Here is a 13,365-nt window from a genome sequence, read left to right on the forward strand (position 1 = left end):
TCAAAATGTTTAAGCATGAAACAGAGACTTGGCCAAGGCCCCACTACCAGTTTTAAAGATTCAGCATCTAAACCTTTCCTACAGATTACAAGGGGTCGTAGCTCAATTGGCAGAGCGTCCGCCTCCAGCGACTGCTGTAGCAGGTCGACAGTACTTGATGGTTCAATGAACCATCTCCAGCTTGTTACGGTTTCTGGAGGAATGAGGCCTTTACCAAGGCTGATGATTAAATCTTAAGGTGCATTCTCTTCGGAATGCTCCGTGGTGATGGAACTTCCAGAAGTTCCGGAGATAGCGGAAGGTTGCAAGTTCAAGTCCTGCCGGCCCCAACACTCTACTTCTACAGTTTTTTTCTACAGGCCTGAAATACGAGGATACAGCGGTCTTCTGTTAATTTTTAAAAGGATGTTAAGTCAATTCTTAGGTATGACAGATAACGACGATCTTCTTGATGGCACAGTCGATGAAGTGAAGGACAAGATCGATGAAGCCACAGATCTCGATTACAGTTCTCTCCTCAGTTCAGAGGAGGAAGGTAAGGACCGAAAAACCGTTAAAGAATACATTGAAAGTAAAATGAGCAATGACGAAGAAGACGATTCCGAAGAAGCTGAAGATGTCTCAGAGGAAGAAGTTCTCGAAGAGATAGAGAAAGAGACAGCAGGAGGAATCCTGGGAGGATACTCCAAGAACTCTATCTTTGCAGGAGGACTAATCCTAGGCCTTCTTGTAGGACTAGTAGCAATGGGCGTTTCAGGTATGGCAGGAGGACAGGATAAAGTCTCTCCTCAGACAGCACAGGATCGCGTCACACAGATTGTTGGAGAGCAAGTACAGCTCTCAAGCTTTGAGACAGAGCACGGCCTATACACATTCAACATCACAAGTTCAGGCCAGCAGGGTAATGAGACAGTTACCAGGACTCAGAGCTTCTACATGACTCTTGACGGCGATAAGATTATTCCAAAACAATCACCTCTTACAGGAAGCTCAATGGTTATCGACGTTGAGGATGCAATAAGTGCTGCTGAACAGCAGAGGAATCAACCGACAACCAACCAGACAACAGGAAACACAACCCAGTAAACCTGGGAAGTGACTTTTCCTCTTTTCCACCATATTTTCCCTCTCTTTCTTTACCCAGATTTTTAGGCCAACCAAAAAGTGCTTATAGATGAACTACAAGTAATGGTTAAAGGTGATTTTTCTATGAGCAAGAAAAAAGGACTAATGAAACTACCGTATGAATACGACGACCTAACCCCACATATCTCCAAACAGGTACTGGAATGGCACCACGACGTGCACCACCAGGGCTATGTCAACGGATGGAACAGTGCAGAAGAAAGACTTGAAGAACAGAGAGATCAAGATGATTACAGTTCAACAGGTTCAATCCTGAAAGACTTCACCCACAACCACTCAGGAACAGTACTACACAACCTATTCTGGAAAAACATGAGCCCGAACGGCGGAGGAAGGCCTGAAGGAGCACTCATGGACAAAATAGAGGAAGACTTCGGAAGCTACGAAAACTGGAAGAAAGAATTCAAGGCAGCAGCATCCGCAGCAGGAGGATGGGCCCTACTTGTCTACATCCCAGCAGAAGACGAACTGCACAACGTAGTAGTCGACAAACACGACAACCACGCCGTCTGGGGAGCACACCCTGTACTCGCAGTTGACGTATGGGAACACAGCTACTACCATGACTACGGTCCGGAAAGAGGAGAGTTCGTCGACAACTTCTTCGAAGTAGTGGACTGGGAGCACCCACAGGAGAAATTCGAGGACCTATCACAGAGATTCGAGTAAAAAGGCCTCTCTTTTTTCTTCTTTCTTTTTTCATCAGATTTAATTCTCTTCACAAACAACTACTCTACATGAGTCTGGCTGACAAACTGAAGCAGAAAGTATTCGGCAAAGAAGAAATCGAGATAGAATACACTGAAGCACCGGAAATATACAAAGATAGAAATCTGGCGGAAATCAAGAAGGCCAGAGACAGAGCCGACCAGCTGCGGGAAAGAACATCCAAGTACATGCAGAGCCTGAAATCTGATCTTGAGGAGATGAAGGACTACAGCGACGACGAAGACCTGAAAGTAGTCGACGATGTAGCAGAAGACTTCGCACAGTCTCAGAAGCTGACAGTGAAAAAGGCCGAATTCTCAGAAAAAATCGATAAACACCTACAGGACCTCAGAGACTTTCTCAACGACTTCAACGACGTATCTGAAAAACAGGGCCAGGTAATGAGAAGAATAAACAAGAGAACCAAACTTCTCAGCGTGCTTGAAGACATCAATGACCACGTAGAAAACACCCAGGAGTTTGTATCTTCAAAATACACTGCTGTAAGACAGTACCGTAAAATAAAGAAGCTCTCAGAAGAGCTGGAAGACATTGATACAGAAATAAAGGAAAAAAGAATGAGCAAAAACGGCATCTCAATGGAAGGCCTCGAAGAGGAAAGAGAGGAGGCTGAAGAAAAAATTGAAGAGCTTAAAGACAGCGAAGAATGGGAAAAACTTCAGAGCAAAAAGGACAATCTTTCACAGCTGAAACAGGAAAAAGAAAATCTAGAATCCAAGATTTCCAAGAATATCTCAACGATGCGTAGAGGCCTGAAAAAGCTGGTCTACCAGGTTCAGAACGATGAAATCGAGTTCGAATCCAACATTGACAAGCTTGACATGATCACAGAACACGAATACCAGGGAGCGGGAAATATTGATAAAGAACTTTCTGAGGCCCGGAAGAAGATCAAGGAGAAAGAGCTGCTTGAACCTAGACAGATCCAGAACTTTGTAGACTCCTCAAAAGAACTTGAGGGCTTCAATGAAATGATTACAAGGATGAGAGAGCTCAAGTCCGAGATCAAGGAACTTGAAGATGAGATTGAGGGAATGGAAGTCAAGGAAGAGGTTGAGGATCTTGAAAGAGATTTGAGAAATATCGAAGACAAGATTGAGAGAAAGAAGGAGAGAAAAGACAATCTCGAAAGCGATATTTTAGCTCTTGAAGCCGAGAGAAGTGAGAAAATTGAAATGCTGGAGGAAGAAATGAGTAAAGGCCTTAACGCAGAGGTAACTGTGAAAGAGGAATAGGTTGGGCAAAAAGTATTTACCGGTAATTTCTGAAACTTTCTCTATGAGGACTGTAATCGTAATAGGCGGAGGAGTCGCAGGGCTCCAGGCAGGAAGCTTCACAGCAAAAGCAGGAGAAGACACACTTGTACTTGACACAGGAGAATCACTGGTTCTGAACACTTCAAACATCCAGAACATGATCACACACGACTCAATCAGCGGCAAAGAAGTACTCAAAAGAGGAAAAGACAAACTAGAAGAATTCGACGGAGAATTCAAAGAAGAAAAAGTAGAGAAAGTAGAAAGAATCGACGAAGGCCTGAAAGTAACAACTTCAAAAGACGAATACAAAACAGAATACGTAATCGTGGCCTCAGCAGGAATACACGACTTCCTGGAAGACCTTGATCTGGATTATGTAGAGGGCCGCGACGATCCATACCTGATGGACGAACACATCGACACAGACGAAGACAACAAGGCCGCAGACAGAGTATATGCAGCAGGCCTCGCACGTTACTGGGTACACCAGACCTCATTCGCAATCGGCGACGGAACAAAGGCCGCAACCAACCTGATCAGCGAGATCAATGGAGAACCATACCAGGATCACGATATGTGATCCCTAACCATCTACATTCTCAATTATTTCTTCCAATCCTTCCATTATTCTTGTAGAAGGCCTGTTCAACAGAGAATCATCGATAACAAACACGTTTCCTTCTTCAACAGCAGTGATGTCCTGCCACTCAGGCCTTTCCAAAACTTCAGATGCATCAACATTCTCTCCAGCACCACAGACATTCAGAAAAATATACTCTGGATCGAAGGCCTTCAACTTTTCTAAATCAAACTCTCTACTTCTCTCACCCTCCTCGATGAAGTACGTGCCGCCGGCTTTTTCAATGAGGCCTGGAATCCAGTTGCCGGAAACCATTGGAGGATCCATCCACTCCTCACAGTAAATACGTGGAGAACCATCAAAATCAAGGCCTTCAAGCCTCTTCTCAAAATTCTCTAGAACTTTCTCAGCTTCCTGACGACTTTCCAAGGCCTTTCCAATCTCTCTGATGCTTTTCTTAACTTCTTCCAGTGTATGAGGCCTTACCTGCAAAACCTTGAAATCCTCATTCTCCATCTTTTCAACTGCTTCATCCTGAAGATCATCCGACGCAACCACGAAATCAGGTTCAAAATCTCTAATCTTCTCAATATCAGGATTGATCCATCCGCCAATACTCGGCTTTTCAGCAGCTTCCTCAGGGTAATCACAAAGAGAAGTCGTGGCCACTACATCCTCTCCAAGACCTAACTCATACAGTATTTCAGTATTTGATGGTGCCAGAGAAACAATTCTCATTGTTTAAATTAGGAATGGCAGCAACATGGCCATAAGAGAGATCGCTATCAGAGGCTTATTTTCAAGCATTTTTTCTGGTAATGGCCTTTCCTCAAATTCTTTTCTGAATTTTTCTAGGTTTTCCTGATTGTAGAAGTGTCGTTTACGAAGGAAGAATCTTTCGGTTTTGCTACATCCCGTGCATATGGGTTCTTCTTCAACTCTTTCCATTCTTGTGTGTAGCAGACAGTTAATACTTCCACAGTTTTCGCAAAATGTCAGATTTATTCCGGGAATATCTAGGCCACAGTGAACGCAGTTATGAACCTCATCTCTGTCAATCTTGTCTCCATCAGTTGAAACATAGAAGTCTTCCTTGTAGCTGTAATTCTTAATTTCTGTCTGTGTGCTGAGAAAAGGTACGTACACCGGAGTGATGCTTTCAACTGAAACATCGGAGTTCCTGGGCCTGCAGTCTTTACTGTATGTAACATTATTATCTCCAGTATACGTCACGGTTTCCTCATAACTGTCCTTTATGAACTCCTTAATTTCGTCCTTGTACTCCGTCTCTGTTTTGCCATAGCGTTTTAGTTCAAAGCTATCAAAAACCTGTGAGGATTTCTCCTCATCTAACTCCACCGTGCCAGTGCGCGCCATCATTGACTGAGCGACGATATCCGATATTGTGCCATCATCAAACTCAGGACCTTTTCTATCTGCTTTTATCGTTATCTCATCCCTCTCATCAACCCTGTGTATTACTCCAACAGTTGTCTCAAAAGTTGCATTAGTAGAAACCCTCACATGTAAAGAAGGCAATAACTCTGCGTTAAGAGTAATATCATCTATATCTTCAGCATTGAAATTCCGAATATCACTAAACTTGTCCTTAACTCTTCTTTCAGCTTTATCTCTCTCAGTAGGAAAATCTACCACTTCATCGCATAGCACCTCAATTTTACCACTGTATAGATCAAGGCCTATTTCCTCGCCCATTTCCCTTAAATCTTTACCGTTAGTTAACTCAAGAACACTATCTCCGTTATTAACCTTCTCAACATATTCGCGGGCCTGCTTTGTGAATCTGCCAGTTGTTACAAGAATTCCAGTAGCATCATTAGGATAAGTAGAAACCGCTGAGTGAAGCTTCTGCACCTTAGGCCTACCTACTTTAGCCATATGCTTACATTCAACCACGTAAGTCCTCCCATCTTTCTCCATTAGAATATCTCGGCCCTCATCACCGGATTTACCTGGATTTCTGACGTTTTCATAACCGAGATTTCTGTAAACATCCATCATAACATCCTCAAAATCATAACCAGAAAGATCGTCCAAAATTCTCCGCGAACTCATGGAAAATATTTCATCTAAAACAAATTTTTAGGGGTTTCGGTACCAAATTTTTGTGAATTATAGAAACTTCTTGAATGATCTAGGACGTCATGTTGCCAGTAAGTTACGCAGTAGCTACCGGCAGACTCTAGAGAAACGAGTTTTTTACATCTTGTTGCACAAACAATAGTTATGAACTGTCCAACCGAGATCAAACAACTCTTGAAAGTACTCTACAACCTTTCATCATCAGAGACAGAGGTTCTCTACTACCTGTGCAGCAACGAGGCCCGGGCCTCGGAAATAGCGGATGAGCTGGGAAAGGATAGATCGACTATCCAGAGATATCTTTCAAAGCTGCAGAGCACAGGCCTTCTTCAGAGAGAAAGCATGGTTGAAGAGGGTAAGAGAGGCCGCTACTACGTGTACAGCGTTCCTGACAAGGAAAAACTCAAGGAGAAGGTCAGAGTTCGCATGGATGAATGGGCCGATGAGAAGCTCGAGGTTCTGGAAGACATCTAACCCGAAACTGTATAAAAGTTCAACATTCTTACACAAAGTATGACAACAGACATAGAAGTATTCACAACACCTTCGTGCCCTTACTGCACGAAAATCAAACAGTGGCTGGATGAAAACGACTACGAGTACCAGGAGCACAACGTAGCCGACGACAGGGAAAAGGCCCGCGAAATGATCAAGAAAACAGGTCAGAGAGGAGTCCCACAGACTTTTATCGGCGAGAAGGCCGTAATCGGTTTTCAGCCACACAAAATCCAGGAAGCAATTGACGAAGAGGAATAACTTCCTTCTTCATCTTTCCTGAGAAAAATGAGACGCGTCACAGTCGAAGTATTCTACTCACAGACCTGTCCAAACTGCCCGCCGCAGAAAGAACTGGCCAAAAAATTCGAAGATGAGGAAAACGTCAGAGTGCGAATGACAGACGTAGCCAGGAAAAACGGTAGAGCCAAAAACCACGGTGTAAGAGCAGTACCCACAACAGTAGTCGACGGCCCGGGAATCCAGCAGAAAAAAGGATTCAAGGGAGTAATGGCAGAAGAAAAACTTGAAACTGCTATAGAAGTGGCCAGAGGCGAGAAAGAACCTGAAGCACTGGAAAATCCGGGAATCCTGTCGGCAATCAGGGACAGAATCACCTGATTTGAATAATTTACCAGAGCCGATAAAAACCAGTAAAAAGAGGACTCAACTATGGACGCAAACGTACACGCGGAGAGCAAGAATCCTACGAAAGTAGAAGTAAATGTAAGAGGCTACAGCTTCGAAATCGACGAACCAGAATCACACGGCGGAACAGGATCAGCACCAAACCCTGTAGAATACGAACTAGGCGCACTTACAGGATGCTTCAACGTAGTTGCACATGTAGTAGCAAAAGAAATGGGAGTCAACATTGAAAGCCTTGAAATCTACGCATCAGGAGAACTCAACCCTGCAAAATTCCAGGGAAAAGAAACAGAAGACAGAGCAGGATTCAAACACATCGAAATGAACATAGAAGTAGAATCAGACGCAGACGCAGAAACTGAAAGAGAACTTTTCGAAAAAGTAGAGGCCCGCTGCCCTGTAAGGGACAACATCAGCCACGAAACACCAGTCCAGCTCAACCTCTAATCACATATTTCTTCATTTTATTTTACAGGCCTCAGGATTTCCTGTTCTTACAACTAAACCTAGCAGGAGAACAACACCGCCAAGTCTTAGAAGAATACCTTCAAAAGGCAGTGAAGCAAGCACACTGCTGAAACCTAGCAGAGATAAAACTCCTACACCACAGGAAGCACAACCACCAGCAAGAAACCCTGGCAAAGCACCTATAGCATCATAACTCATTCTATCCATACTGAACTGAATAAAACTATTTGTCAAAGTTACTCCGGCCAGCAAAGAAAAACTCATGGTTAAAAATAGGCCTATATAACCAGTATTCATTAACAGGCCGGTAAATCTTGTCATAAAGGCTATACCCCAGTTGCTTACCCCGGAAAAAATCATTTGAGCAGAATAAGTAGGATTGGAGGAAAAAAGAGAAAGAAGAAAAATTGTTGAGGCACCTATAACTGTGCCTGCAGCTCTTCTTCTGCTTGAAACAGAGGCCTTTAAACCTGCCAGCAGATCTTTCTTCCAGTTGTAAGGGTTAACTGTAATTTCTACAGCCATCCTATTCTGCCATCCATTGATCTCTCATTTCAAAGAGTTTGTCATGGAAATCCCAGTAACTTTCTTTTTCATGCTCGTAAACACAGTTTGCTGCCTTATGGGCTAGAGGTCCGTTTGGATGTAGCTGAGGGACAGGATAATCCTTCAAAATAAGTTCGACCTCGCCACTTTCCACGTACTGATTTTCAAGGCTAGGCCCTATATTCATCCGATCAATAGGTGTTCTACCGGAGGCGTCAAAACCGTTCCACTCAGCACAGAAAGGACAGCCATACTCGTTATACTCAACAATCTTCATCGGAGCACTATCACTCCCCTTACTAGGTTCACTTTCCAGGTCGATGCCCTCTAAACTCGTAAGTTCGCCGGAATCGCTGTTACGAACCTTCTCAAAGGCCTGCTCAAATCTGGAAACTGTCTGCGCTCCACTTATTTTCACAAAGCCTTTCTGCTGATTTCCTACAAAGAACGTCGGCGTTCCAAAACGACCGATATTTTTCACAGCGCTATTTTTATCCTCCAAGGCCTCGCTATTGTTCGAATTACTGTAACACTGCATTACTTTTTCGGTATCTAACTCCAGGTCATTGGATATACTTCTGAAAACATCCTCTGGAGAGGAATCTGCGTCAACCTCTCTAGGAGAAGAACCACCATCACCTGCTATACTGTATCCAGCTACACCTCCGATAGAAAGGCCTAAAATAAGTGATATCACACCGACATGCGCTGCAGTAAGTTCCAGAGTTACTCCCTGATTTTTCACAAACTTCTACCTCTTGACGAGATAATTAACAATCTATAAGATTTCATGAATATACCAGGTTTCTATAAGATATTAAAGGGAGAAGTATTAACCTATTCACAAGGTTTCAGGGTGTAAACTTAATGACAGAAAGAATTCCGGTATGGTGCAAAGGAAGCGAATGGTGTGCGTTAAAATCAACTTCAAAGATTCTAGGCCATAAATGGGTGCCGGTGATAGTCTTCCATGTAGGCGACAATGAAGAAATAAGATTCAACCAGCTCAAGAAAGAAATTGGCGGAATAACCAACAAAACACTGTCAGATAACCTGGAGAGGATGGAAGAACAGGGAATAATTAACAGGAATGTCAAGGATGAAAAGCCTGTCCGAATAACATACTCATTGACAGATTTTGGAGAAAAGCTTCTTCCCCTGGTTGAGGAAATGATAGAGTGGGGTCGCCAGAATCTTAAAGAGGGAGAAAAGAAAGAAGCATGGGTAAAATAAATTTTTTACTCGGAAGTGTCAATTCCCAGCACGGAGTAAAGGCCGCAGGTGCCAAAGTAACCTGTAGCAAGCAGTACTACTGCGATAACTCCAAGTACTGGTGAGGCAATTTCAGGGCCTGGAACCATGTCAACAAGAATTCCAAGGCTTGTAAGGCCTGCAACTGCTCCAGCAACTATTCTTACAAGTGCGTCTGTATCTCCAACGTTCTTTTCCATGTATTAGCTGAGATTTCAAGTGTTAAACAGTTTGGCCTTACCGGTTTCTGTCCGAAAGAGATTTATCTCTCAGCTCTCAGAAACTAAAGTATGTCAAAGAAACTCTTCACATCGGAACAGAAACTTTCAAGGCCTGAAATCGCACAGTACATCAGAAAAATAGCTGACGGCGTAGAATCAGGAGAAATTAACCTGAAATCCGGCCAGAACTCGATCGATCTCCACCTCTCCGACATGCCAGAACTTGAAGTACAGGTAGAACAAGAAGCAGACGGAGAAAAATCCATCGAAATAGAAATAGAATGGAAAGAAGGAGAGACAGAGGAAGGCCTGGAAATCAACTAGGCTCTCATTTTATCGTAAATTATTTCTGGCGGACAGAAACCGGTGACCGAGCTCTGAAGCAGGTTCAGGCCTGCAAAAAGATCCAGGAGGAAGAAAAGATCGTTTACAAACCATCCTCCAAGAAAGCCCACAGTGATTACAGTTCCGGCAAGGCCTCTAACAAATTTTTTCTTACTCAATTTTCTTCACCTTTTCCGCTTTTCAAGTGCTTGAATACTGCAGCCAGCGCTACAAGAGCTGCAGCACCTATACCAAGATAAACAAGGTTTGAATCTGATCTCTCAGTAAGCTGCACATCCATGTTGTCTGTAAATGTGTATACAGAGCTATCTCCTTCATCTGAATCTCCGTTTGCTCTTAATTCAATCTTGAGCTGATGTGATTTCAGAGCTGCGGATCTATCTGATGATATCTCCAGAACGGCCTTTCCTTCTTCTCCTGGCTCAAGCTCTCCAATATAATCCGATCTATCTGATAAGCTGAATGGCTGCGAACTCTGCGCAATCACTCTCACAGATACGGCCTCGGCATCCTGAAGACCTGTGTTAACCACATCGAGAGTCATGGAGGAGGTTTCGCCGGCCTTCATCTGCATTGAAGAGTTCCTGAGCTCTAGATCAGGCCTTCCTTCAACTCTCAGAGGGATCTGCATATCTTCCTGGTAGCTGTTGCTGTCTGAGTCTTCGTAACTGGTTGACAGATTTATCCAGTAGACTCCTTCCTTCAATTTTTCATCCAGATCAATTTCTAATTCCTGGTTTGAGGAGTCTTCTCTACCTATTCTGTCGATGAAAAGTTTCTCGGTCATTGAATCTGAGGAGGAGATGTTTTCAGGGAACTCGGGGTAAATCTCTACCTCTTCAACAGTTTTACTTCCTGTATTTGAAACTCTGAGATCAACTCTGACATCGTTATCTCCTGATCTCGGAGTATCTGGTGAGGTCTTCACAACGTCTGCTGTGAGATCCACGCCTTCTTTCTCAACAGGCATCGTAAACTCTTCCTCATAAGTTACCGAGCTATTCTGGCCACTTTCCGTGACATCTACCGTGAAACGGTACTGACCTGAGGGAGCATCTCCATGAACTTTAACCTGAAACTGCTGATTCCAGCCTCCACCAGGATAGATAAAGATCTCATCACTGTTCACATCTTCAATAGTAACGTACTCTTCAGCAAGAGTATTGTCCGGGCTGAGAGAAACGTCAATATTTTTCTCTTCCTCATCTCCATCCTGTATATCGTAGTGAAGCGAGGCCGTGATGTCAACTCTATCTCCAGCAGCTACAACGCCTGGATCAAAGCTAACATCCTGAAGAGCTGGCCTGGAAAAGCCCTGTCCAAGAGCCATTACAAGGATTAAAAGGGTTAAACCAATTTTGAAAGTCGTCGAGTGTGTAGTTGTTCGTTTCATAGTATCATTTCATAAAACGCTCTCTGTACCATCAGAAAGCAGTATAAGGGTTGGAAGTAGTAACGTAGCGCCAATATAAGCGGAAATAATTCCTGTAAAAAGAAAAATTCCCAGAGAATGCATACCTGAAAGATTCGCAGCAAGCAAGGCCAGGAAGCCTACGCCAGTGGTTGTAGCTCCTCCAAGAAGGCCTCTTGAAAGCTCTGTCATCGTCTCACTCATTCCTTCTGAGCCTCTCCGAGTTGAGAAGTACTTCTTCGTAACGTGGATGCCAAAGTCAATTCCTAGGCCCATGATCATCGCAGCACTCACCATCGAAATGATGGTTAGATCTGCACCAAGGTATCCTCCAAGGCCCAGCATCCAGACAAGAGCAAACATTACCGGCACAACAGGAAACATCATCCGCACAGGATCTCTGAAAACTGCATAGAGCACGCCGAGAACTGCTGCAAATGAGACCGCTGTAATAGTCATGAAGTCGCTAATTATCACGTTGAACGTGGCAAGATCAATCATATTATATCCTGTAAGATGAAATTGAGATCTTTCGAACTCTGAGGCCGCAGCCTGCTGTATGTCATCGTGAAGATTTCTAATCTCCTCAGAACTGGCCTGTGTATCTGCCTGAAAAGCTACAAGAGCTGTTCTTCTATCATTGGTTATCATACTGCGGTAATTAAATTCTCGAAGGTCTTCAGAGTTTTCAGGTATTTCTCCATATCTTTTAATCAGCAATGAGGAGGGAGAACTGGAAGATACAACGTTCTCGTTAAGCTCTACCCTGTTCTGTATCCTGGAGATCTTCTCAAAGTTCTCGGCCCGTCTAACATCATTTTCAACAGAAATCAGCAAGTACGTGGTATCGCCGCCAAACTTGGCCCGTAAAGTATCCAGAGACTCCACTACCGGATCATCTGCTGGCAAAATTGCCTCGGTACTTGGCTTAATATCAAGCATCAAGGCACCTGGTAAAACCATTGCTGTCAGAACTCCCAGTGCAACAAGCACTTTTACAGGGCTCTCAGATTGTATTTCAACAGTTCTTGCCGCGATCTCTTCAATAATCATTTGAAATCGTGCCTCCACTTTACAGACTCGTGAATCTTTTTGACTATCTTCTCTTCAAGGACGAAAACCGAGGGCAAGAGGAAGAAACTGAAGATCAGAGAATAGGCAATACCTATGGACATTATCAGGCCAAAACGATGCATTTCCGGCATTTTTCCTGAGAGAAAGGCCATAAAAGCTCCTATTGTAGTTATTGAAGTTGCAATAATTGCTACTCCTGTCTCTCCTACGGCTTCTGAAAGGGCCTCCCCGATTGTGTTGTCTCTTCTATGAAATCTGTATGTGTTGAGGATGTGCACCGAGTAATCTATGCCGATGCCAATAACCAGGGCTGCTACCGATCCTGCAAGGGTTGAGAGAGGGATTCCCAGGTAGCCCATGGTTCCGTAGAGCCAGACCACGCTCAGACCCACAACAACTAGAGGCATAAGAGAGGAAGTTAGAGATCCGTTAAACAGGCCTAAAGTGATTAAAAATACGAGTAAAAGGGAGATAGCTGTTGTAACATTTTTGTCGCGTTCAACCATTGATGAAAGTCTCTGCTGGACTGCTGGAACTCCAGAAACACTGGTTTCAATGCCTTCAGGCCTGTGATAGCTTGACTGCTCCTCTATCTCATTGAATATTCTTTCCATTGAACTACCTGAGTCTCCTACATAGGTATATGCGATAATTACGGCAGTTCTATTTCTGTCATCGATCAGGCCCCCGGTTTGATAGGGGCTGTAGACCTCAGTTACTCCATAGATATCTCCGATATTCTCTGAGAGGCCTTCGATATACTCTCTTGACTCCGGACTTGATACTGAGTTGACTCCTTCATCGCTAGTTCCTGCGGTAACCTGGACGGCGATCGAGTCCTTTCCGAGGCCTTCTGCCCTCAGATTGTTGAACTCCCTAACTGGTTCGCTGCTTGCAGGCATCATATTCTCCAGAGCCACAATCGTCTCGACACGGCCCATCCCTGGAATCATTGCCAGAGAAAGCATGAGGAAGAACAGTACAACTTCCAGTGCATGATTCTCCTGCAGGTGCGTTAACTTATCCAGCATTTTCTGTGACATTTAGTTCAACAATATTACACAAACTCTTTTTAATGGTTAGGCCAAT

At 43.8% G+C, this 13,365-nt stretch carries 19 protein-coding genes and 1 tRNA gene; 11 read left to right on the top strand and 9 right to left on the bottom strand.

The features are described 5' to 3' along the window. Window positions 1-91: 91 nt before the first annotated feature. From HBNXNv_RS03030 to HBNXNv_RS03050, 5 genes are all read left to right on the top strand, one after another. Window positions 92-329: transfer RNA gene (locus HBNXNv_RS03030), tRNA-Trp, on the top strand. 97 nt (window positions 330-426) lie between these two features. Then, a complete protein-coding gene (locus tag HBNXNv_RS03035; protein ID WP_347720209.1) occupies window positions 427-1,086 on the top strand; it encodes a hypothetical protein in 660 nt (219 codons plus the stop codon). 123 nt (window positions 1,087-1,209) lie between these two features. Further along, the gene (gene sod / locus HBNXNv_RS03040; RefSeq protein ID WP_347720210.1) at window positions 1,210-1,815 is read left to right on the top strand and encodes a superoxide dismutase [Mn]; all 606 of its coding nucleotides are present in this window, start codon (window positions 1,210-1,212) and stop codon (window positions 1,813-1,815) included. Between the two features lie 68 nt (window positions 1,816-1,883). Next, window positions 1,884-3,110, top strand: a complete 1,227-nt coding sequence (locus tag HBNXNv_RS03045) for a V-type ATP synthase subunit I domain-containing protein (RefSeq protein ID WP_347720211.1) — start codon at window positions 1,884-1,886, stop codon at window positions 3,108-3,110. Between the two features lie 43 nt (window positions 3,111-3,153). Beyond that, a complete protein-coding gene (locus tag HBNXNv_RS03050) occupies window positions 3,154-3,714 on the top strand; it encodes an FAD-dependent oxidoreductase (protein ID WP_347720212.1) in 561 nt (186 codons plus the stop codon). Window positions 3,715-3,717: 3 nt separating this feature from the next. Here HBNXNv_RS03050 and HBNXNv_RS03055 read toward each other — a convergent pair whose 3' ends face one another. Together HBNXNv_RS03055 and HBNXNv_RS03060 are read right to left on the bottom strand one after the other, a co-directional pair. Beyond that, on the bottom strand, window positions 3,718-4,452 hold the full coding sequence (locus HBNXNv_RS03055) for a cobalamin-binding protein (RefSeq protein WP_347720213.1): 735 nt from the start codon (window positions 4,450-4,452) through the stop codon (window positions 3,718-3,720). Window positions 4,453-4,455: 3 nt separating this feature from the next. Continuing rightward, entirely contained in the window at window positions 4,456-5,790 is a 1,335-nt protein-coding gene (locus HBNXNv_RS03060; RefSeq protein WP_347720214.1) for a restriction endonuclease, read from the bottom strand. A 171-nt stretch (window positions 5,791-5,961) separates the two neighbouring features. Between HBNXNv_RS03060 and HBNXNv_RS03065 the strand changes: the two genes are divergently transcribed. Genes HBNXNv_RS03065 through HBNXNv_RS03080 form a run of 4 tightly spaced genes read left to right on the top strand, consistent with a single transcriptional unit; the run spans window position 5,962 to window position 7,407 of the window. Further along, window positions 5,962-6,291 (top strand): helix-turn-helix domain-containing protein, encoded by a 330-nt coding sequence (locus tag HBNXNv_RS03065; RefSeq protein ID WP_347720215.1) that lies wholly within the window; start codon window positions 5,962-5,964, stop codon window positions 6,289-6,291. Window positions 6,292-6,330: 39 nt separating this feature from the next. After that, on the top strand, window positions 6,331-6,573 hold the full coding sequence (locus HBNXNv_RS03070; protein ID WP_347720216.1) for a glutaredoxin family protein: 243 nt from the start codon (window positions 6,331-6,333) through the stop codon (window positions 6,571-6,573). Window positions 6,574-6,600: 27 nt separating this feature from the next. Continuing rightward, complete coding sequence (locus HBNXNv_RS03075; protein ID WP_347720217.1) at window positions 6,601-6,933, top strand: thioredoxin family protein; 333 nt, start codon at window positions 6,601-6,603, stop codon at window positions 6,931-6,933. 51 nt (window positions 6,934-6,984) lie between these two features. Continuing rightward, window positions 6,985-7,407, top strand: coding sequence for an OsmC family protein (locus HBNXNv_RS03080; protein WP_347720218.1), 423 nt, complete (start codon window positions 6,985-6,987; stop codon window positions 7,405-7,407). A 12-nt stretch (window positions 7,408-7,419) separates the two neighbouring features. Here the strand turns inward: HBNXNv_RS03080 and HBNXNv_RS03085 are convergent, their stop codons facing one another. Together HBNXNv_RS03085 and HBNXNv_RS03090 are read right to left on the bottom strand one after the other, a co-directional pair. Continuing rightward, entirely contained in the window at window positions 7,420-7,749 is a 330-nt protein-coding gene (locus HBNXNv_RS03085) for a hypothetical protein (RefSeq protein WP_347720219.1), read from the bottom strand. 205 nt (window positions 7,750-7,954) lie between these two features. Further along, the gene (locus HBNXNv_RS03090) at window positions 7,955-8,719 is read right to left on the bottom strand and encodes a DsbA family protein (protein WP_347720220.1); all 765 of its coding nucleotides are present in this window, start codon (window positions 8,717-8,719) and stop codon (window positions 7,955-7,957) included. A 122-nt stretch (window positions 8,720-8,841) separates the two neighbouring features. Here HBNXNv_RS03090 and HBNXNv_RS03095 point away from each other — a divergent pair, with 122 nt between their 5' ends. Then, a complete protein-coding gene (locus HBNXNv_RS03095; protein ID WP_347720221.1) occupies window positions 8,842-9,207 on the top strand; it encodes a winged helix-turn-helix transcriptional regulator in 366 nt (121 codons plus the stop codon). A gap of 5 nt (window positions 9,208-9,212) precedes the next feature. Here the strand turns inward: HBNXNv_RS03095 and HBNXNv_RS03100 are convergent, their stop codons facing one another. Then, window positions 9,213-9,425: a YgaP family membrane protein gene (locus tag HBNXNv_RS03100; protein ID WP_347720222.1), complete on the bottom strand. Its 213-nt coding sequence runs from the start codon at window positions 9,423-9,425 to the stop codon at window positions 9,213-9,215. A 90-nt stretch (window positions 9,426-9,515) separates the two neighbouring features. Here HBNXNv_RS03100 and HBNXNv_RS03105 point away from each other — a divergent pair, with 90 nt between their 5' ends. Then, entirely contained in the window at window positions 9,516-9,770 is a 255-nt protein-coding gene (locus HBNXNv_RS03105) for an amphi-Trp domain-containing protein (protein WP_347720223.1), read from the top strand. On the opposite strand, the gene HBNXNv_RS03110 is transcribed toward HBNXNv_RS03105, so the two are convergent. The 4 genes from HBNXNv_RS03110 to HBNXNv_RS03125 form a co-directional block, all read right to left on the bottom strand. Beyond that, entirely contained in the window at window positions 9,767-9,949 is a 183-nt protein-coding gene (locus tag HBNXNv_RS03110) for a YgaP family membrane protein (protein ID WP_347720224.1), read from the bottom strand. The genes HBNXNv_RS03105 and HBNXNv_RS03110 overlap by 4 nt on opposite strands. Then, on the bottom strand, window positions 9,946-11,121 hold the full coding sequence (locus HBNXNv_RS03115; RefSeq protein WP_347720225.1) for a COG1361 S-layer family protein: 1,176 nt from the start codon (window positions 11,119-11,121) through the stop codon (window positions 9,946-9,948). Before HBNXNv_RS03115 ends, HBNXNv_RS03110 begins: the two co-directional genes overlap by 4 nt. Window positions 11,122-11,193: 72 nt before the next feature. Continuing rightward, window positions 11,194-12,255 (bottom strand): MMPL family transporter, encoded by a 1,062-nt coding sequence (locus HBNXNv_RS03120; protein ID WP_347720226.1) that lies wholly within the window; start codon window positions 12,253-12,255, stop codon window positions 11,194-11,196. Beyond that, entirely contained in the window at window positions 12,252-13,319 is a 1,068-nt protein-coding gene (locus tag HBNXNv_RS03125; RefSeq protein WP_347720227.1) for an efflux RND transporter permease subunit, read from the bottom strand. The genes HBNXNv_RS03120 and HBNXNv_RS03125 overlap by 4 nt, the downstream gene beginning before the upstream one ends. Between the last annotated feature and the right edge of the window lie 46 nt (window positions 13,320-13,365).

It is taken from the genome of Candidatus Nanohalovita haloferacivicina (genome assembly GCF_029232205.1).
In the GTDB taxonomy this organism is placed as follows: domain Archaea; phylum Nanohalarchaeota; class Nanosalinia; order Nanosalinales; family Nanosalinaceae; genus Nanohalovita; species Nanohalovita haloferacivicina.